The sequence below is a fragment of the Actinomadura sp. NBRC 104425 genome (assembly GCF_030269545.1).
Lineage (GTDB): Bacteria > Actinomycetota > Actinomycetes > Streptosporangiales > Streptosporangiaceae > Spirillospora > Spirillospora keratinilytica.
Genome location: NZ_BSTN01000031.1, coordinates 1 through 18991 on the forward strand (window position 1 = coordinate 1; position 18991 = coordinate 18991).

Annotated in this window: 15 protein-coding genes; 9 read left to right on the plus strand and 6 right to left on the minus strand. The window is 75.7% G+C overall.

Annotation, left to right across the window (positions count from 1 at the left end; all coding sequences use genetic code 11):
- Together QSK22_RS29210 and QSK22_RS29215 are read left to right on the plus strand one after the other, a co-directional pair.
- Positions 1-127, plus strand: a 127-nt coding sequence (locus QSK22_RS29210) for an integrase core domain-containing protein (RefSeq protein WP_285497719.1), incomplete at its 5' end; no start/stop codon positions are given.
- A 122-nt stretch (positions 128-249) separates the two neighbouring features.
- Positions 250-1641, plus strand: coding sequence for a pyridoxal phosphate-dependent aminotransferase (locus QSK22_RS29215; RefSeq protein ID WP_285497656.1), 1392 nt, complete (start codon positions 250-252; stop codon positions 1639-1641).
- Between the two features lie 17 nt (positions 1642-1658).
- On the opposite strand, the gene QSK22_RS29220 is transcribed toward QSK22_RS29215, so the two are convergent.
- Positions 1659-3527 (minus strand): cellulase family glycosylhydrolase, encoded by a 1869-nt coding sequence (locus QSK22_RS29220; protein WP_285497657.1) that lies wholly within the window; start codon positions 3525-3527, stop codon positions 1659-1661.
- Between the two features lie 87 nt (positions 3528-3614).
- On the opposite strand from QSK22_RS29220, the gene QSK22_RS29225 reads away from it, so the two are divergent.
- Positions 3615-4226 (plus strand): TetR/AcrR family transcriptional regulator, encoded by a 612-nt coding sequence (locus tag QSK22_RS29225; protein WP_285497658.1) that lies wholly within the window; start codon positions 3615-3617, stop codon positions 4224-4226.
- A 22-nt stretch (positions 4227-4248) separates the two neighbouring features.
- Here the strand turns inward: QSK22_RS29225 and QSK22_RS29230 are convergent, their stop codons facing one another.
- Positions 4249-4566, minus strand: coding sequence for a TIGR03086 family metal-binding protein (locus tag QSK22_RS29230; protein WP_285497659.1), 318 nt, complete (start codon positions 4564-4566; stop codon positions 4249-4251).
- A 78-nt stretch (positions 4567-4644) separates the two neighbouring features.
- Between QSK22_RS29230 and QSK22_RS29235 the strand changes: the two genes are divergently transcribed.
- Positions 4645-5223, plus strand: a complete 579-nt coding sequence (locus tag QSK22_RS29235) for a helix-turn-helix domain-containing protein (protein ID WP_285497660.1) — start codon at positions 4645-4647, stop codon at positions 5221-5223.
- Positions 5224-5739: 516 nt separating this feature from the next.
- On the opposite strand, the gene QSK22_RS29240 is transcribed toward QSK22_RS29235, so the two are convergent.
- Positions 5740-6639, minus strand: a complete 900-nt coding sequence (locus QSK22_RS29240; protein WP_285497661.1) for an NAD(P)-dependent oxidoreductase — start codon at positions 6637-6639, stop codon at positions 5740-5742.
- Between the two features lie 401 nt (positions 6640-7040).
- Positions 7041-8345 (minus strand): MFS transporter, encoded by a 1305-nt coding sequence (locus QSK22_RS29245; protein WP_285497662.1) that lies wholly within the window; start codon positions 8343-8345, stop codon positions 7041-7043.
- A gap of 214 nt (positions 8346-8559) precedes the next feature.
- Between QSK22_RS29245 and QSK22_RS29250 the strand changes: the two genes are divergently transcribed.
- From QSK22_RS29250 to QSK22_RS29270, 5 genes are all read left to right on the plus strand, one after another.
- Positions 8560-9447, plus strand: coding sequence for a PaaX family transcriptional regulator (locus QSK22_RS29250; RefSeq protein WP_285497663.1), 888 nt, complete (start codon positions 8560-8562; stop codon positions 9445-9447).
- A gap of 13 nt (positions 9448-9460) precedes the next feature.
- Complete coding sequence (locus QSK22_RS29255; protein ID WP_285497664.1) at positions 9461-9604, plus strand: hypothetical protein; 144 nt, start codon at positions 9461-9463, stop codon at positions 9602-9604.
- A 120-nt stretch (positions 9605-9724) separates the two neighbouring features.
- Entirely contained in the window at positions 9725-10495 is a 771-nt protein-coding gene (locus QSK22_RS29260; protein ID WP_285497665.1) for a (2Fe-2S)-binding protein, read from the plus strand.
- The gene (locus tag QSK22_RS29265) at positions 10482-12233 is read left to right on the plus strand and encodes an ABC transporter ATP-binding protein (protein ID WP_285497666.1); all 1752 of its coding nucleotides are present in this window, start codon (positions 10482-10484) and stop codon (positions 12231-12233) included. Before QSK22_RS29260 ends, QSK22_RS29265 begins: the two co-directional genes overlap by 14 nt.
- Positions 12234-12273: 40 nt before the next feature.
- Positions 12274-14103 (plus strand): ABC transporter ATP-binding protein, encoded by a 1830-nt coding sequence (locus QSK22_RS29270; RefSeq protein WP_285497667.1) that lies wholly within the window; start codon positions 12274-12276, stop codon positions 14101-14103.
- Between the two features lie 84 nt (positions 14104-14187).
- Here QSK22_RS29270 and QSK22_RS29275 read toward each other — a convergent pair whose 3' ends face one another.
- Entirely contained in the window at positions 14188-14400 is a 213-nt protein-coding gene (locus QSK22_RS29275) for an MbtH family protein (RefSeq protein ID WP_285497668.1), read from the minus strand.
- The gene (locus tag QSK22_RS29280) at positions 14397-18962 is read right to left on the minus strand and encodes a non-ribosomal peptide synthetase (protein WP_285497669.1); all 4566 of its coding nucleotides are present in this window, start codon (positions 18960-18962) and stop codon (positions 14397-14399) included. Before QSK22_RS29280 ends, QSK22_RS29275 begins: the two co-directional genes overlap by 4 nt.
- Positions 18963-18991 lie beyond the last annotated feature (29 nt).

Sequence of the window (18991 nt, forward strand, 5' to 3'; positions counted from 1 at the left end):
CGAGAGCGAACGCCGCGCCGCGCTTGCGCCCTGGCTGCACATGTACAACCATCACCGCGGCCACACCGCACTCGGCGGCCTCCCACCCGCCAGCCGCGTCACCAACCTGTCAGGACAGAACAGCTAGGCCGCCGACCGTCCCGCCGCCGACCGTCCCGCCGCCGGCCTGGGCGCGCCGGCGGCGGATCGAACCGGCGGGCGGCGCGTCTCGTACTGCCCACCGTCGCTCACCCCCACTGGAGGCACGCGTTGGCTGGTCATTTCGATCCGAGTCTGCTGCGGCGGAAGGCGCACAGCCCGTCGTTCTTCGCGCTGAGCCGAGCGAGCGGGACGGACCAGGCCGACCTGGTCGATTTCTGCATACCGTGCAACCCGTACTTCCCGACGCCGGAGATGTTCGGGCGGCTGGGCGGCATGCTGGAGACGATCCTCAAGTACTACCCCAGCGACGCCGACACGATCACCGCGGAGCTGTGCGGCACGCTCGGCCTGAACCCGCAGACCGTCGCGATGGGCAACGGGTCGACCGAGCTGATCACCTGGATCGACCACCTGCTGGTGCGCGAGAGCCTGGCCGTCCCGATCCCCACCTTCGGCCGCTGGACCGACCAGCCGCTGGAGACCGGCAAGCGCGTCGACATGTACCCGCTGCAGGAGAGCCGCGACTTCGCCCTGGACGTCGACGACTTCGCCGCGTTCGTGCGCGCCCGCGGCTCCCGCACGGCGGTGATCTGCAATCCGAACAACCCCGACGGCGGCTACGTGCACCGCCGCGACGTGCTGCGGCTGCTGGACCGGCTGGTCGACCTGGACCTGGTGGTGGTGGACGAGTCGTTCATCGACTTCGTCGACGCCGAGCCCGCGCCCAGCGTCGCCGGCGAGGCCGCCATCCGCCCGAACGTCATCGTGCTCAAGAGCCTCGGCAAGAACTTCGGCCTGCACGGCGTCCGGTTCGGCTACCTGGTGGCCAACCCCGCGCTGGCGGGCCGGGTCCGCGCGGCCCTGCCGAAGTGGAACCTCAACTCCTTCGCCGAGGTCATGGTGTTCCTGCTGAAGGAGTACCAGGCCGAGTACCGCACCAGCCTGGCGCGGCTGGCCGCCGACCGCCGCGCGATGACCGAGCAGCTGGACTCGCTGCTGCCCGGGCTGAAGGTGTTCTCCTCCCAGGGCAACTTCGTCCTGGCCAAGCTGCCGGACGGCAAGGACGGCGTCCAGCTTCGCGACTACCTGCTGTCCGAGCACGGGGTGTTCGTCCGCGAGTGCGGCAACAAGCTCGGCTCCGACAGCAGCTTCCTGCGCCTGGTCGTGCGGCCCGCGCCGGACGTGCGGCGTCTGCTGACCGGCATCGGCGCCTTCCTGTACGGCACCGACAAGCCCCGGGCGGCGGTGCCGCCGGCGATACCGACGCCGGTCCCGGCGCAGTCCCCGGCGCCGCGCCCCGACGCGCCGCCGCTCAGGGCGGGCGCGGACATGCCGTCCCCGTCCCACCGGGCCGAGCCGCAGTCCACGCCCGCGCCGCGTCCGGAGGCGCCGGCCCGCCTGTACGGGGCGCCCGGGCCGGTTCCGCAGGCTCAGCCCGCCGGCCCGCCGGTGCTGCGTTCGTCCTCCCTGGAGGATGTCTACAGCACCCGGTCCACCTAGGCGCGGGGGCGGCGGGGTCAGCCGGTGAAGTGCCGGGCCTTCCAGGCGTCGAGCTCGGCGCGGGCCGCGGCGAGCCGCTCGGACGTGGCCGACGCGTCGGCGACGACCAGCGCGTAGTGCACCGCCCCGGGGGTGCGGGCCGACGGTGCGATGACCAGCCGGCGCGCGGTGGCCGAGCCGGTCTCCGGCTCGGCCCGGATCACGCCGCCGGACGGCAGGCCGTCCAGGACGCCGAGGTCGCTGACGACGGCCGTGCCCGCCGGCGCGAAGGACTGCGGCAGGTGCAGCTCGGTGGGGGCGCCGGCGGACTCGCGCCACACCAGCACCCCGTACCGGCGGTCCTTCACCAGGGCGGCGACTTCTGGCATGGACGGCGGGACGGTCAGCCACGCCTGCTGCCGCCCGGCGCCGCCGTAGCCGGAGCGCGCCAGGTCCTCGTAGGCGAAGGCGAGGGTGTGCCCGGCCACGGCCTCCGGGTACAACCGGTCCAGCACCCGCTGGTCGAGCCGCAGCGCGACCCGCCCGGCGTCGTCGGTCCGCACGACCGAGTGGTCCTCGTCGTTCCAGGCGTCGCCCTCGGTCTGCACCTTGCCGGGGTTGCCGTTCATGGGCTCGCGGTGGCGTCCGCTGTAGACGTCCCAGTGCCACTGGAGCGCCGACAGCACGCCGCCGCCGGACGCGGGGCGGTCCCACCAGTCCCCGCCGGGGACGCCGTAGTCCATCGCCTGGTACATGCCGCGCACCATCCAGGGGGTGCGGTCGCTGGAGGCGCCGGTCAGCCGGTTGCCGAACTCCGAGACGATGGCGGCGGTGCCCAGTGCCGCGGCCCGGTCGCGGATCCTGTTCATGGCCGCGTCGTAGGAGCCGTCGGACGCCGAGGACGGGTCGAGCGTCATGCGGGCGCCGTCGTAGTAGTGGGCGTTGAACACCATGCGGGGCCCGAGCGTCCCGGCCGACGACAGGCCGCCCTGCTCGAAGAACCCGGTGTTCCAGAACACCAGCGGCTCGACGAACGCGGGTTTGGCCGCCCAGCCCGCGGCGTCCATCGCGGCGCGGAACCGCCGGTAGAACGGCATGAGGTAGGTCTTCTCCCACTCCAGGCCGCTGGCACCGCCCAGGCCGCCGTCGAACGGCTCGTTGAACGGGTCGAAGCCGATGATCCGGTCGAAGGCCTGTGCGGGGAGCTTCCGCTTGAGGTGGGTCATCGTCGCCGTCGCCTGCCGGATGAAGGCGTCCTGCACGCCGACCGGCCCGGCGGAGGTGGTGAGCACGCGGTTGCGCCAGAAGTCGCGGGCGGCCTGGCGGACGGCGGCGTTGGTCATCATGTTCTGCCCCCACAGCAGGCAGATGCCGCAGAACTCCTTGGGGTAGCCGCCCGCGTCGACGACCCACTCGGGCGCGCCGTCGCCGGTGTACCAGCTGTCCTGGTGGAACAGATGGGCCGAGTACAGGTCCTGGTGGTAGTCGAGCAGGACGCGGACGCCCCGGTCGGTGAACGCGCGGATCTGCTCGGCGGCCCGGTCGAGGTAGGCGTGGTCGATGCGGTCGGGGGCGGGCTGCACCCCTTCCCAGCTGATCAGGAACCGGACGGCGTTGGCACCGGTCAGGTCCCGCATGGCCTGCGCCGACGCGGCCGCGTCGGCGGTGCTGCGGAACGGCAGCAGTCCGTTCTCGTAGAGCTTGGTGCTGCCGGAGACGTTGAAGCCGCGCAGTGTCACCTCGCGGCCGTCGGCGTCCCGGAAGACCCAGGACCGCTGCGCGGGCGCGACGGTGATCGCGGCGGACGCGTCGGCGCGTGCCCTCGGCGCGGGCGACAGCGCCGCGGCGACGAGGGCCGCAACGGCCGCGGCGATGAGGGGGCGGGGGCGCGCGTTCGGGGTTCGCATGGCGGGGGCCTTTCGCAAGGGTGGACCACGAACGGGCCCTCCACTGTGCAAGAACCCTCTTGCAGAAGCAAGAGCTATCTTGCAGGCGTGCCTTCTTCCACGCCCTCCCCCACCCGCGAACGCATCATGGACGCAACGCTGGAGCTGGTCCTGGAGCGCGGGTTCGGCGGCACCGCCGTCACCGACATCGAGGCGGCCGCCGGGCTGTCCCCCGGCAGCGGCAGCTTCTACCGGCACTTCCGGTCCAAGCGGGAGGTGTTCGAGGCGGTCTTCGAGCGCGAGCTGGACCGCGCGCGGCGGCACCGGACGGGGTTCGAGCGCGGCCCGGTCGGGGGCGCCGCCGAGGCGGCGCTGACCCGCCGCCTGCTGGAGCAGCTCGACTACCTGGCCGCGATCCGGCCGCTGATCATGCTGCTGGCGCGCGAGCACGGCCGGTTCCCCGAGCTGACCGCCCGGGTGCGCGAGGCGCTGCTGGACGGCGGCATCGCCGACGAGGCCGCGCACCTGGCCCGCGACCTGGACGGCGCGCCCGGCGACGAACCGCTCAGGGACGACCCGCACGCCGTGACGGCCGTCGTGGTGTCCGCGCTGACCGGCTACCACCTGTCCCGCGAGTTCTTCGGCCGACCGCCCGCGGGCGTCGCCCCCGAACGGTTCGCCGCCGCCCTGGCCGCCCTCCTCGCCGCCCGGAACGACTGACCGCCCCGAACGCGGATCACCGTCACCGCGGGGGCCAGCGGGGGTCGCGGCCCGAGAGCGCCAGCGCCCGCTCGAACGCCGGGGCGCCCGCGTCCACCGGCACCGGGTCGGCGAATCCGTCGTACCGCCGGTACATGTCGGCGTGCTCGTCGACGACCCGCAGCAGGAACTCCCCCGCCTCGGGGGTCACGGCGTAGTCCTGCCCGGTGGACACGGCCACGTCCCACCCGTGCACGGCCATCTCCTTGATGATGATCGAGGCGACCTCGGGTGCCGGGCCGACGGCGAAGCCGAGGTCGATCTCGCCCTCCCACACCGCCGGGTCCGCCCAGGCGGCCACGGCCCGGTCGAGCTGCGCCGCGTACGCCTCGCGCCCAGTGCGGATCGGCCGTGAAGTCTCGAGGAGCCCGGGCCGCAGGTGTACGGGGTGAACCGCGGCCTGTTCGTCCGCCGCCTGGAGGGACGCGGGCAGGTGCTGGGGGTGAAGTTCCGGCCCGGCTGCTTCCGCCCGTTCACCGGCGTGCGGGTCGCCGACCTGGCCGACCGCAGGGTCCCGGCGGCGCGGTTCTTCGGGCCGGCGGTGCTGGAGACCTGCCGCGCCGTCCTGCGCGCCGGCGGCCCCGCCGAGATGGTCGCCCGAACGGAGGACTTCCTGCTGCCGCGCCTGCCCGCCCCGGACCCGGTCGCCGAGGAGGTCGCGGGCATGGTGGAGCGCATCACCGCCAGCCCCGCGCTGTTCCGCGTCGACCAGGCCGCCGAGGCGCTGCACGTCTCCGTCCGCACCCTGCAGCGGTTGTTCGCCGAGTACGTGGGCGCCGGCCCGAAGCGGGTGATGCGGCGGGCCCGGCTGCACGAGGCCGCCGCTCGCGCCGACCGGGGCGACGACGTCGACTGGGCCGCCCTCGCCGACGACCTCGGCTACTGCGACCAGTCGCATCTGATCCGCGACTTCACCGCCGCCGTGGGCGTGCCTCCGGCCAGGTACGCCCGCTCGTGAGGGGTCGGCCGGGCGGGTCCTCGTCGCGCAGGTAGTGGTGCAGGTGGCCGGCGCCCTCCAGCATCGCCGTGGCGCACTGCGCCCCGCAGCGCGGACGAGCGGACGCCCAGCCGGGCGGCCACCTCCCCGATGCACAGCTGCGACCGCGACGGCACGGAAGCCGCCGCGTCCGGGCGGGGCGGGCCGTCAGCGCGGGCAGCGCGGCGCGCAGTGTCGCAGTGCGGCGACCGGGTCGCGCCCGCCGTCGCGGGCCTGCGGGGCCGGCCGCGGTTTGAATCCGGGGGCGATCCCCGGGGCGAGGACGCCGGTCGCGCCGCGCGATCCGGCCCATGCGGGGGCGAGCAGAGCGATGACGAGACCGCAGATCACCAGAAAGCGTGTCATACGAACCCCGCAATGACAGTCAGACGACACCTGGTCACTCATCGTAATGCAGCGGTGATCCTGGGTGACGTCGGCGGGGGCGCGGCGCGCCCGCCGTCCCCGGGGTGGGGGCGGCGGGCGCGGGTGCCGCGGCTACATGGCCGTGGCGGCCGGGCGCCGTCCGGCGTGTTCGGCGAGGACGGCCAGGTCGAGGTCGCCGTCGCCGCGGTCGACCGCGCGCCGCACCAGGTCGAGGGCGCACTCGGCGAGCGGCAGCGAGGTCCCGGCGGCCTCGGCCAGCTCGATGGCGTGCCGCAGGTCCTTGGCCATCAGCCGGGTGCGGAACGCGGCGGGCTCGTACCGGCGCTCGCGCATGAACGCCGCGCGGAACGACATCACGGCCGAGCCGACGCCGCTGGAGGCCACGCAGTCCAGCACGGCCTGGCGGTCCAGCCCGGCCGAGCGGGCCAGCTGCACCGCCTCGGCCATCGCCGCGATCTGCGCGCCGATCAGCATGTTCAGCGCGAGCTTCATGGCGGCGGCGGCGCCGGGCGGGCCGAAGTGCCGCAGCTCGCGGCCGACGGTCTCCAGCAGGTCGCGGGCCGCGTCCACGTCGGCGGGCTCCCCGGCGGTCAGCACGCGCAGGTCGCCGGAACGGGCCTGCTGCGGATTGCCGAACACGCACGCCTCGACCCGGCGGGCGCCCAGGCCGGCCAGCCGGCGCGCGGCGTCGCGTGCGAAGTCCGGCGAGACGGTGGAGGTGTCGATCACCAGCGTGCCGGGGGCCAGCCGGTGCGCGGCGTCGCCGAACAGCACCTGCTCGACCGCGGGTTCGTCGGCCAGGCTGACCACCACCGCGTCGGCCCCGTCGACCGCGTCGGCCGCCGTCCGCGCCTGCCGCGCCCCCGCCGCGACGACCGGCGCGGCCTTGGCCGCGGTGCGGTTGTAGACGGTCACCGTGTGGCCCGCCTCCACGAGCCGTGTGGCCATGCCGGTTCCCATCGCGCCAAGCCCGAGAAAGCCGATGACGCGTTTTCGGGTCGTGTCCTTCATTCATGCCCCCCGTCTGCGATGTCCTACTGCCGCGGTCCTACTGCCGCGGTCCTACTGCCGCGTCGCATGCCGCGGCCGGCGGGCAGGGGCCCGTCACGGCGCGAAAGACCGGCCGGGATCGGCACCACGCCCGCCACGTCCTGGGCTGAACGGCGAACGCGCGCGGGCCAGGCGGCCGAGCGCCGTCACACCGACGGCCGGGCGCGGAGCCGGGGCTGGCGGCACCGTCCGTTTCACCGGCCATGTCGACAATGCCCGCGGACACGGCCTTCACACCGGGACCCGGGCGGGACCGGCCGACGATCTCCACGCTGTTTTCCGCCCGGGCCGGCCGGCACACGGCGGCGCGGCCGGAGCGCCGTCCGTCCGGCGGTCCGGCCGCGCCGCGGCATGCCAGGCCGCTAGCCCGCGGTGCCCTCGGCGGCGGTGCTGCGAGCCGGCGCGGCCGGGGAATCCTCCGGTTCCCCGGCCAGGTCCGCCCGGTGGCTCTCCCTGGTCACCAGGACGCACAGGACGGTCACCGCGCAGGACAGGGCGATCAGCAGGGACACGCCGAGCGTGCCGCCGCCCGAGGCGCCGGTCATGCTCGCGAAGAGCACGGGCGCGAAGCCCGCACCGGTCGCGGAGATCTGGTAGCCGAGCGACGCGCCGGTGTAGCGGGTGCGGGTGCCGAACATCTCGCTGTAGAGGGCGGCCAGCGGGCCGAACATGGCCGGGTGCATGACCGCCTGGCCCAGCACGACGGCCAGTGTCAGCAGGGCGGCCGATCCGCTGTCGACCATCGGGAACAGCGGGAAGGCGACCACCGCCATGCCGACCGCCCCGGCCAGCACCACCGGCCGCCGGCCGATCCGGTCGGACAGCGCCGAGTAGCCGACGATCGCGACCGCGCCCAGGGCCGATGACAGCGTCAGCGCGTTGAGCACCGTCTGCCGGGGGAAGCCGGCGTCCACCGCGTAGGAGATCAGGAAGGTGGTGAGGGTGGCCTGGGCGACGAACGCGCCGAACCCGACGCCGACCGCCAGCAGCAGGTTCCTGGGGTGGCGGCGCAGCACCTGCAGCAGCGGCGGCGCCTCGGCGGCCCGGGACCCGGAGGCCTCGGCGAACACCGGTGTCTCCTCGACCTTCAGCCGCACGAACAGGCCGAGCGCCAGCAGCAGCACGCTGAGCAGGAACGGCACTCGCCAGCCCCATGCCAGGAACTGGTCCTCGGTGGTGATGGACGCCGACAGCGTCAGCACGAGGGTGGACACCACCATGCCGCTCGGGGCGCCCGCGTTGGTGAAGCCGGCCCACAGGCCGCGCCGCGACGTGGCGTGCTCGGCGGACATCAGCACCGCGCCGCCCCATTCGCCGCCGACCGCGACGCCCTGCAGCACGCGCAGCAGCACCAGCAGGATCGGCGCCCACACGCCGATGCCGTCGTAGGTGGGCAGCAGGCCGATGAGCGTGCTGGCCGCGCCCATCAGCACCATGGTGACGACGAGCATGCGCTTGCGGCCGAGCCGGTCGCCGAAGTGCCCGAAGACGATGCCGCCGAGGGGGCGGGCCAGGTAACCGGTGGTGAACGTGCCGAGGCTGGCGACGGTGCCGGCCAGCGGGTCGAGGCTGGAGAAGAAGACCTTGTTGAACACCAGCGCCGACGCCGTGGCGTACAGCAGGAAGTCGTAGTACTCGATGACGCTGCCCAGATAGCTGGACAGCACCGCGCGGCGCAGTTGGACGGCTGAGGGCCGCGGCCGGCCGCCCGGCCGCGGTGCCGGCGGGCGCTCTGGGGTGGTGCCTGACATGGCGTGACCTGTCTGCTCGGTGACCGCTGGGAATGACTGTGGCCTGGGCCACACTTGCCGACGAAGGTAAGCATTCATCTCACCGTCGTCAAGACTCTGCCCAATATCACCCCCGGCTACCCTGGCTCCCGTGCGCGACGACGATCTCTACGAGGAGGGGCCCGCCGGGGGCGGCGAGGGCGAGCCCGACGCGACGCCCCGGCCGCAGACGCTGCTGCTGACCTTCTTCGGCGGGCACGTGCTCGGGCGCGACGTGCGCGTGGCCACCTCCAGCGTGCTGGACGTGCTGCGCCGCGTCGGCGTCTCCGAGCACGCGACCCGCTCCACGCTCAGCCGGATGGCGCGGCGCGGCCTGCTGCACCGCACCCGCCGGGGCCGCAACGTCTACCTGGGCCTGACCCCGCGCTCGCGGGAGATCCTGCGCGACGGCGAGCACCGGATCTGGCGCATCGGCGCGGTCAACGCCCGCTGGGACGGCACCTGGACGCTGCTGGGCTTCTCCCTGCCCGAGTCGTGGCAGCGGCAGCGGCACGTGCTGCGGTCGCGGCTGCTGTGGGCGGGGTTCGGCGCCCTGCAGGGCGGACTGTGGATCGCTCCATCCGCGGTCGACGTCTGCGCGCTGCTGGACGGGCTGGAAGCCGCCGAGCACGTCAAGGTGTTCCGGGCGCGGGCACTGCCGCCGACGAACGTCGCCGAGCTGGTGCGCGACGCGTGGGACCTGGCCGCCGTGGCCGCCCGCTACGACCGCTTCCTGCGCCGCTGGGACGCCGCGTCCCCGCCCGGCGTGCCGGACGACAGCCTGGCCCGGCAGCTGCTGCTGGAGACCGAGTGGCTGCAGGTCATCCGGCAGGACCCGCGGCTGCCGCGGGAGCACCTGCCCGCCGCCTGGCCCGCCGAGCGCGCCCAGCGCCTGTTCCGCGGGCTGCACGCCGAGCTCGACCCCGCCGCCCGCGCGATCGCGGCCGAGGTGCTCGACACGATCGCCGAGGAGGAGCCGCAGCCCGCCGGCGCACATTGAGCACTTCCTTGCCATGAACGAGCGCCTGGACGGGGGTTGCCGGGGCTCGGCCGCCGCGGCCGAACGGCTGGACGCCGCCGCCGAGCGGACCGGCCTGGACGGCGGCGGCTACGTCCGCTACCGTCCCGGCGAGTTCCTCGGCGACGAAGGCCGCTGACCTTCCCGGCGGCGGCCGGCCACCGCCGTCCTCGCACCCGACCCCCCGCCCGCGACCTCGGCAGGCGAGAAGCTTTAGGTTAGCCTTGCCTTATTTCATCGCGAGGGACGCGGAGGGGCTGTGTACGCGACTCGGACTGAGGTGGAGGTCGCCGCCGGGCGGTCCGCCGAGGAGGCGCTGGCCCCGCTGGCACGGCGGCTGCGCGCCGCCGTGGACAGCGGGATCACGCTGGGACTGTCGCCCGACCTGGGCGCGTCGGGGGACGGCTGGACGACCGTGGCCGAGCTGGCGACGCCGCCCTACGAGCGGCTCGCCGTGCACATCGCCGACGCCGGCCGCCGCTGGGACGCCCCGCCGCACATCGCGGCCGCCCTGTGGTGGAAGGGCGTGGCGTACTGGACCACGCTTCCGGTCGCGGTCGGCTGGGCGCTGAACCGGCGCGTCCCGCTGCTGACCGCCGACACCACGCTGCTGCGGGCGGCCGAGCCGACGGTCACCGAGATCGCCGCGCGGGAGCTGCGCGCCGCGAGCGGCGACGACCTCGGCGAGACCATCCGCGACACCCTCCTGCGCGGCCTGCACGCCCCGCTGATCGACGCGCTGCACGCGCTCACCCGGGTGGGGCGCCGCGGGCTGTGGGGGTCGGTGGCCGAGGCGCTGGCCGATCCGATCGTGTCGTACGGGCACGACCTGCTCGACGACCCGGCCGACGCCGCGGCCGGCCTGCTGCGCTCTGTCGGCGCGCCGGTGGACGGGCTGATGGAGATCCCGGCGATGCGGCGGCGCACCTGCTGCCTGTGGGTGGCGCTGCCGGGCAAGGACGCCTGCCCCTCCTGCTGCGTGAACAACCGCCCGGGGGACAAGGAGCGCCGCGCCGGTGCGCGGGGGTGAGGTCCTGCGCGACGCGCTCATCGGCCAGTGGCGGTACGCGCTGCCCGGCGCGGTGCTGGCCGCCGGGCACCAGGCCGGCGAGGCGCTGGTGCCGGTCGTGGTCGGCGTGGTGATCGACGAGGCGATCGCACCGGGCGACGGCGGCGCGCTGCTGACCTGGATCGCCGTGCTCGCCGCGGTGTTCGCCGTCCTGTCCTACAGCTACCGGTTCAGCTACCGGCACGCCGAGCGGGCGTCCGAGCGGGCCGCGCACGAACTGCGGCTGCGCATCACCCGCCGGACGCTGGACCCGCGCGGCGGCGCGGAGACCGGGCGGCTGCCGGGCGAGCTGGTGAACATCGCCACCGGCGACGCCAAGCGGGTGGGTGCCGTGCACCTGTCGCTGACCGCCGGGATCGCGGCGCTGGCCGGGCTGCTGTTCGGCGGCGTGGCGCTGCTGCGCGTGTCGGTGCCGCTGGGGCTGCTCGTCCTGCTGGGCGTCCCGCCGCTGCTCGGGCTGGCGCATCTGCTGGGCAAGCCGCTGGAGCGCCGCAGCGCCGCCGAGCAGGAACGCGCCGCGCACGCCTCCGGCGTGGCCGCCGATCTGATCGCCGGGTTGCGGGTGCTCAAGGGCATCGGCGCCGAACGCGCGGCGGTCGACCGCTACCGGCGCACCAGTCGCGACTCGCTGGCGGCGACGGTGCGGGCGGCGCGGGCGCAGGCGTGGCACGACGGCGGCATGCTGATGCTGACCGGCGTGTTCATCGCCGTGGTCGCGCTCGTCGGCGGGCGCCTGGCGGCGTCCGGGGACATCACCGTCGGGCAGCTGGTGACGGCGGTCGGCCTGGCGCAGTTCCTGCTGACGCCGCTGTCGATCCTGTCGTGGGCCAACGGCGAGCTCGCCCAGGGCCGGGCCTCGGCCGCCCGCATCGCCTCGGTGCTGGGCGCCCCGCCCGCCGTGGCGGGCGGCGACGGCGTGCTGCCGCGGCCGGTGCCGGGCGCGGTGCGGCTGCGCGGCGTGTCGTGCGGCGGCGGCGCGCTGCGCGGGCTGGACCTGGACGTCGCGCCCGGGGAGCTGCTCGGCGTCGTCACCACCGACCCGAAGGCCGCCACCTGGCTGCTGCGCCTGCTGGGCCGGTCCGCCGACCCCGACGGCGGCTCGGTGGAGCTGGACGGCGTGCCGCTGGCGACGCTCGACCCGGCCGAGGTCCGCCGCGCCGTCGTGGTCGCCGAGCACGACGCCGACCTGTTCGAGGGCGCTCTGCTCGACAACATCGCCGCGGCCGCGGCAAAAGACAGCGCCGCGGCCGGAGACAGCGCCGCGGCCGGAGACAGCGCCGCGGCCGGGGGCGGTGGCGCGGCGGAGAAGGCCGTGCACAGGGCGATGGCCGCGGCGGCGGCCGACGAGGTCGCCGCGAACCTGCCGCACGGCACCGCGACGGTGCTGGCCGAGCGGGGGCGGTCGCTGTCGGGCGGGCAGCGGCAGCGCGTGGCGCTGGCCCGCGCGCTGGCCTCCGGCGCCCCGGTGCTGGTGCTGCACGACCCGACCACCGCCGTCGACGCGGTCACCGAGGCGCGGATCGCCGAGGGCCTGCGCGAGACCCGGCAGGGGCTCACCACGATCGTGGTCGCGACCAGCCCGGCGCTGCTGGCCGCCGCCGACCGGGTGGTGTTCCTGGACGGCGGCGCCGTGGCCGCCGAGGGCGCGCACGCCGAGCTCGTGCACCGGCCGGACTACCGCGCGGCCGTGCTGTACTGACCCCGAACACCGGCTGAGACCTGCGAGGAGAGCTCTTGCGATGACGGCCACGGACCAACGCGCCGCGGGCGAGCCGAAGGGCGCCGAGCGCGGCGGCGGCGCCGTACGGGAGCTGCTGCCGACCGCGTCCGGGCCGCGCGTCCGCGCGGCGGTGCGGCGGCTGGCGCGCCCGCACCGCCGCACGTTCCTGGCCGGGTTCGCGGCGCTGGTCGCCGCGACCGCCGTCGGACTGCTCACCGCGCCGGTGCTCGGCCGCGTCATCGACCTGGTCGCCGGGGGCCGGCCCGCGTCCGCGCTGACCGCTCCGGCCGTCTGGCTGGCGGTGATCGCGGTCGCGCAGGGGGTGCTGACCGCCTACGGGCTGGGGCTGGTCGCCCGCGCCGGGGAGGGCGTGCTGGCGGCGCTGCGCGAGCGGTTCGTCGAGCGGGCGCTGGCGCTGCCGCTGGAACGGGTGGAGCGCGCCGGGTCCGGCGATCTGACCTCCCGGGTCACCAACGACGTGTCAGTGATCACCGCGGTGGTGCGGGAGGCGGTGCCCGCTCTGGCCCGGTCGCTGCTGACCATCGGGCTGACCCTGGTGGCCATGGCGGTCCTGGACTGGCGCTTCCTGCTGGTGGCGCTGCTGGCCGTCCCCATCCAGGCCCACACGGTCCGCTGGTACGCGCGCCGGGCCGTCCCGCTGTACGCGGCGCAGCGGGTCGCGGTCGGGGCCCAGCAGCAGGAGCTGCTCGGCACGGTGGGCGGCGCGGCCACGGTGCGGGCGTTCCGGATGGAGGACGAGCACGCCGAGCGCGTCGCCGCCCGGTCCCTGACGGCGGTCGAGCTGATGCTGCGCGGGGCGCGCCTGTCCACCCGGTTCTACTCGCGGCTGAACCTGGCCGAGTTCGTCGGGCTGGCGGCGGTGCTGGCGACCGGGTTCTGGCTGGTGCGGGGCGGCAGCGTGAGCATCGGCACGGCCAGTGCCGCGGCGCTGTACTTCCACAACCTGTTCAGCCCGATCAACGTCGCGCTCGGGCTCGTCGACGACGCGCAGAGCGCCCTGGCGGGCCTGACGCGGCTGGTGGGCGTCGCGGACGCCGCTCCGCCCTCCCCCGACCGGGACGCCGCCGGGCGCACCGGTCGGGGGTGCGAGGACGGTTCGGCTGAGTCGGACGGTTCGGTGCTGGTCAGCGGCGTCGGCTACGCCTACCGGCCCGGTCGTCCGGTGCTGCATGACATCGACCTCCATATCGCGGGCGGGGAGAAGGTGGCGCTGGTGGGGGCCAGCGGCGCGGGCAAGACGACGCTGGCCCGGCTGATCGCGGGCGTGCACCGCCCGGACCGCGGCCGGATCGCCGTCGGCGCGGACGGCGCCGGGCCCGGCCGGGGCGTGGCCCTGGTGACGCAGGAGGTGCACGTGTTCGCCGGGACGCTCGCCGACGACCTGCGGCTGGTACGGCCGGACGCGACCGGCGCCGAGCTGCGCGACGCGCTGGCCCGCGTCGGCGCCCTGGAGTGGGCGCTGGCGCTGCCGCAGGGCCTGGACACGGTGGTGGGCGACGGCGGGCACCGGCTGACCGCCGCGCAGGCGCAGCAGCTTGCGCTGGCCCGCCTGGTGCTGGCCGATCCCCCCGTGGCGGTGCTGGACGAGGCGACGGCCGAGGCGGGCAGCGCGGGCGCGCGGGCGCTGGAGGCGTCGGCGGCCGCCGCGGTCGAGGGGCGCACCGCGCTCGTCGTGGCCCACCGCCTCACCCAGGCGGCCTCGGCCGACCGGATCGTGGTGCTGGACGGCGGGCGCGTGGTGGAGACCGGCACGCACGGCGAGCTGGTGCGGGCCGGCGGCCGGTACGCCGAGCTGTGGCGGGCCTGGTCCGACGGCCGCGACGGCTGACCCGGCCGGTCCTCCGGGACCGCCGCCCCGCGGGGCCGCCCACAAGGACCGCGCCGCGGGGCCCGTGCCGCAAAGCCGCGCCGGTCAGCCCTCCATGGCCTCGACGAGGCTGCGGGGCCGCAGGTCGGTCCAGTTCTCCTCCACGTAGGCCAGGCAGGCGTCCCGGGAGTCCTCGCCGAACACGACCGTCCAGCCGGCGGGCACGTCGGCGAACGACGGCCACAGCGAGTGCTGGCCCTCGTCGTTGACCAGGACGTAGAAGCGGCCCTCGGGGTCCTCGAACGGGTTGGTGCTCATCGGGTGCTCCTCCTCAGAATGTCGATCAGTTCGTCGGCCAAGGCCTGGACGGTCGCGCGGTCGAACAGCCCCGCGTCGTAGCGCAGCAGGCAGTCCACCGGGCCGGGGCCGTGCGGTTCGTAGAGGGCCAGCGTCAGCTCGGCGGTGAGCGCGCCGGTCGGGACGTGCTGGAACGCGGTCACCCGCTCGTCGGCGGGCGCCTCGTGGTGCACCACCATCACCTGGGGCGCCGCCAGGCCGAGCGCGGCCGCCACGCGGGCGAACGGCACGTCCTGCCGGTCGAACGCGGCCAGGTCGGTGTCGCGCACCCGCGCCAGCAGCTCGGTGAACTCCGGGTCGCCGCCCGTGCGGGTGCGCAGCACGACGATGTTGGCGAAGCAGCCGACCAGGTCGGCCAGGGCGGCCTCGTCGCGGCCCGCGACCTGGGCGGCGATCGGCAGGTCCGTGCCCGCGCCGTGCCGGGTGAGCAGCGCGGCGAACGCGGCCTGGATCACCATGAACATGCCGGTCCGGGTGCGCGCGGCGAGCGCGTCGACCGCCTCGTGCAGGTCGGGGTCGAGTGCGAACTCCAGGTGGTCGCCGCGGGGGCGGTGGTCGGCGGCCGGCTGCCGGTCGTAGGGCAGCGGGACGCGGCGCGGCATGCCGTCCAGGGCGTCGCACCAGTACGCCAGCTGCCGTTGCTCGACCCGTGCGACGATGTGATGCGCCCACTGCGTGTAGTCGCTGTAGCCGACGGGCAGGGGCGTCCAGGCCGGGGCGTCGCCGCGCAGCCGCGCCCGGTAGGCGATGGTGAAGTCGCGGAACAGCGGCACGAGCGACCACTCGTCCACGCCGATGTGGTGCATCGCCAGCAGCAGCGCCCGCGCGCCCGCGGGGCCGGTGACCAGGCAGGCCCGCAGCGGCGGCCGCCCGTCCAGGTCGGCCTCCTCGGCGGCCAGCGCCCGAAGGCCCGCGTCCAGGTCGGCGACCTGGTGCTCCTGCAGTTCCAGGGCGGCGCCGCGGTGGCCGTGCTCGGCGGCGACGGTGCGCAGCGGCTCGTGCCGCTCGGCGAGGTCGGCGAGCGCCGCGGCGACGGCCGCGCGGTCGAGCCCGTCGGCGGGCCGGTACGCGAACGCCATGTCGTACGCGGTGCCGGTGCCCTGCCGGTGGCGGGCGCGGTGCCACTCCTGCGGCGGGGCGAGCGGGACGGCCTCCGGGCGCGGCTCGGCGGGCACCAGCGGCGGCCGCGCGTGCTGCTCGCCGCGGTCGCGGTCGAGGCGTTCGGCCAGAGCGGCGACCGTGGGCGCGTCGAACACCTCGCGCAGGGTGAGGCCGGCGTCCAGCGTCGCGCGGATCCGGCCGAGCAGCCGCATCGCCGACAGAAAGTGGCCGCCCAGCTCGAAGAAGCCGTCGTGGACGCCGACCTCGGGCACGTCCAGGACCTCGGCGAACAGGGCGGCCAGCGTCCGCTGCAGCGCGGTCGCCGGCCGGGCCGCCCCGGTCGGCACCGGCCGGTCGGGGGCGGGCAGCGCGCGGCGGTCGAGCTTGCCGTTCGGGGTGAGCGGCAGCGGCCCGTCCAGCACCACCACGGCCGCCGGGACCATGTCGTCGGGCAGCAGCGTCGCGACGTGGGCGCGGAGCGCGGCCGGGTCGAGGGGCGGCGCGCCGTCCTCCGGCACCGCGTAGCCGATCAGGCGGGTGTCCCGGCCGCCGCGGTCGGCGACGACGGCGGCCTGCCGCACGTCCGGGTGGCGGGTCAGGGCCGCGGCGACCTCGCCGGGTTCGATGCGGTACCCGCGGATCTTCACCTGGTCGTCGGCGCGGCCGAGGAGGTCGAGGGTGCCGTCCCGGCGCCAGCGGGCGCGGTCGCCGGTGCGGTACATGCGGGCGCCGGGCAGCCCGAACGGGCACGCCACGAACCGCTCCGCGGTGAGGCCGGGGCGCCCCAGGTAGCCGCGGGCGAGCCCGCGTCCGCTGATGTACAGCTCGCCGGGCACGCCGGGCGGCACCGGACGCAGCCGCTCGTCCAGGACGAACACCTGGGTGTTGGGGTCGGGCGCGCCGATCGGCACCGCGCCGCCCGACCAGCCGGGCTCGGCCGGCCACAGCGTGGAGTTCACCGTGGCCTCGGTCAGCCCGTAGGCCGCCAGCAGCCGCAGATGCCCGGCCCAGCGCGCGACCACGTCCGGCGGGACGGTCTCGGTGCCGACCAGCACGGTGGCGCCCTCGGGCGGGACGCAATCGGGGGGCAGGGCGGCGACCAGCGACGGCGGCAGGATGGCATGGGTGATGCCCTGCTCGGTCATGAAGTCGGTCAGCTCGCGGCCCGGGGCGCGGGCGGCGTCCGGGACGAGCACCAGCCGCCCGCCGTGGCACAGCGCCATCGTCAGCTCGAAGACCGCCACGTCGAAGCCGGTGGAGGCGAACTGCAGCACGCGGCTGTCGCGGGTCAGGCCCAAGCGGTCCACGGCGGTGGCCACCAGGCTGCCGATGCCCTCGTGCGGGACGACGACGCCCTTGGGCCGCCCCGTCGACCCGGACGTGTAGATCACGTAGGCGGCCTGGTCGAGCGCCACCCACGGCAGGTCGTCCCCGCCGGGTTCGATCTCCGCCAGTTCGGCGGCGACCTCGGGATCGTCCAGCACCACCGGCCGCACGCCGTCGACCTGCGGCACCTTGCCCGCGACCTGCTCGGTCACCACGACGGCCGCGGCGCGCGCGTCGGCCAGCATGCAGGCGAGGCGGTCGGCCGGGTGGGCCAGGTCGAGCGGCAGGAACGCCGCGCCGAGCTTGTTGGCGGCCAGCATCACCGCGACCGTCTCCACCGAGCGCGGCACCGCCACCCCGACGACGCTCTCGGCGCCCACTCCGTACAGGGACAGCAGCCGGGCCATGCGGTCCGACAGCGCGTCGAGTTCGGCGTAGGTGACGGTGCGGGCGCCGTCGACGACGGCGACGGCGCCGGGCCGCTCGGCGGCGCACCGCTGGAACATCTCGGGGAGGGTCAGCTCCGGCACCATCCGGTCGGTGCGGTTGAAGCCGGCGAGGACGTGTTCGCGTTCGCCGCCGGTCAGCAGGTCGATGTCGGCGACGCGCACCGACGGGTCGGCGGCCGCGGCCGCCAGCAGGCGGGTGAGCCGCTCCCCCAGCGTCGCGACGGTCGCCCGGTCGAACAGGTCGCAGCGGTACTCCAGCACGCACGCCAGGCCGCCGTCCGGGCCGTGCTCGGCGAAGCCGAACACCAGGTCGAACTCGGCCGTGCGGGCCCGGACCGGCTCGGGCCGCGTGTCCAGCCCGGCAAGGGCGAACCCGGCGGACGGGCGGTTGCGGTAGCCGACCATGACCTGGAACAGCGGGTTGCGGTCGGCCGAGCGGACCGGGTTCAGCTCCTCCACCACGGCCTCGAACGGCACGTCCTGGTGGGAGAACGCGGCCAGGTCCGTCTCCCGGACGCGGGCGAGCAGCTCGGCGAACGTGGGGTCGCCGGACACGTCGGTGCGCAGCACCAGCGTGTTGCCGAAGATGCCGACCAGGTCGTCCAGGGCCCCGTCGGCGCGTCCGGAGACCGGCGCGCCGAGCGGCAGGTCGTCCCCGGCGCCGAGGCGGTGCAGCAGCGCGGCGACCGCCGCGTGGCACACCATGAACATGGTGGCGCCGCCGCGCCGGGCGATCCGGCGCAGGGCGGCGGTGGTGTCCGGGTCCAGCTCGACGGTCAGTTCACCGCCGGACATGCTCGACCGCGCCGGGTACGGGCGGTCGGTGGGCAGTTCCAGGCGTTCGGGCGCGCCGTCCAGCGTCTCGCGCCAGTAGGCGAGCTGGCGTGCGGCCAGGCTTGCGGGATCGGACCGGTCGCCGAGCATGTCCCGCTGCCACAGCGTGTAGTCGACGTACTGGACGGGCAGCGGCTCCCATCCGGGTGCGCGTCCGGCGGTGCGGGCGGCGTAGGCGGTGGACAGGTCGCGCAGGAACGGCCCCTCGGACCATTCGTCGGTGGTGATGTGGTGCAGCACCAGCGCCACGACGTGCTCGTCGTCGGCCAGCCGGATGACGGTGGCGCGCAGCGGCAGCTCCGACGACAGGTCGAAGCGGCGGCCCAGCACGTCGGCCAGCACCCCGTCGAGCTCCGCCTCGCCGGCGGCCACGACGTCGAACTCGGGTCGGGCGTCCTCGGCCGGCACGATCCGCTGGTACGGGCGGCCCTCGTGTTCGGCGATGAGCGTGCGCAGCGCCTCGTGCCGGGCCGTCACGTCGGTGAGGGCGGCGCGGAAGGCGTCCGCGTCGAATGCGCCGCGCAACCGCATCACCAGCGGGTAGTTGTAGGCGGCCGAGGGCGTGAGCTGCTCGATCATCCACAGTCGGCGCTGCGCGAACGACAGCGGCGGCTCGGCGGGCCGCGTTTCGGCGGGGGCGAGCGCGGGCCGGCCGGTGCCGGAGGAGGCGGCGGCGCGGGCGGCCAGTTCGGCGTAGGTGAGCTCCTCGTCCTCGTAGACCAGCGCCACCGCGTCCGGGTCCAGCCGGACGCGTTCGCAGAACATCTCCGGCAGCGTCGCCGACGGCACCGGGGCGTCGTCTTCCCGCTTCACCAGCACACCTCCGACACGGCCCTCTCCCC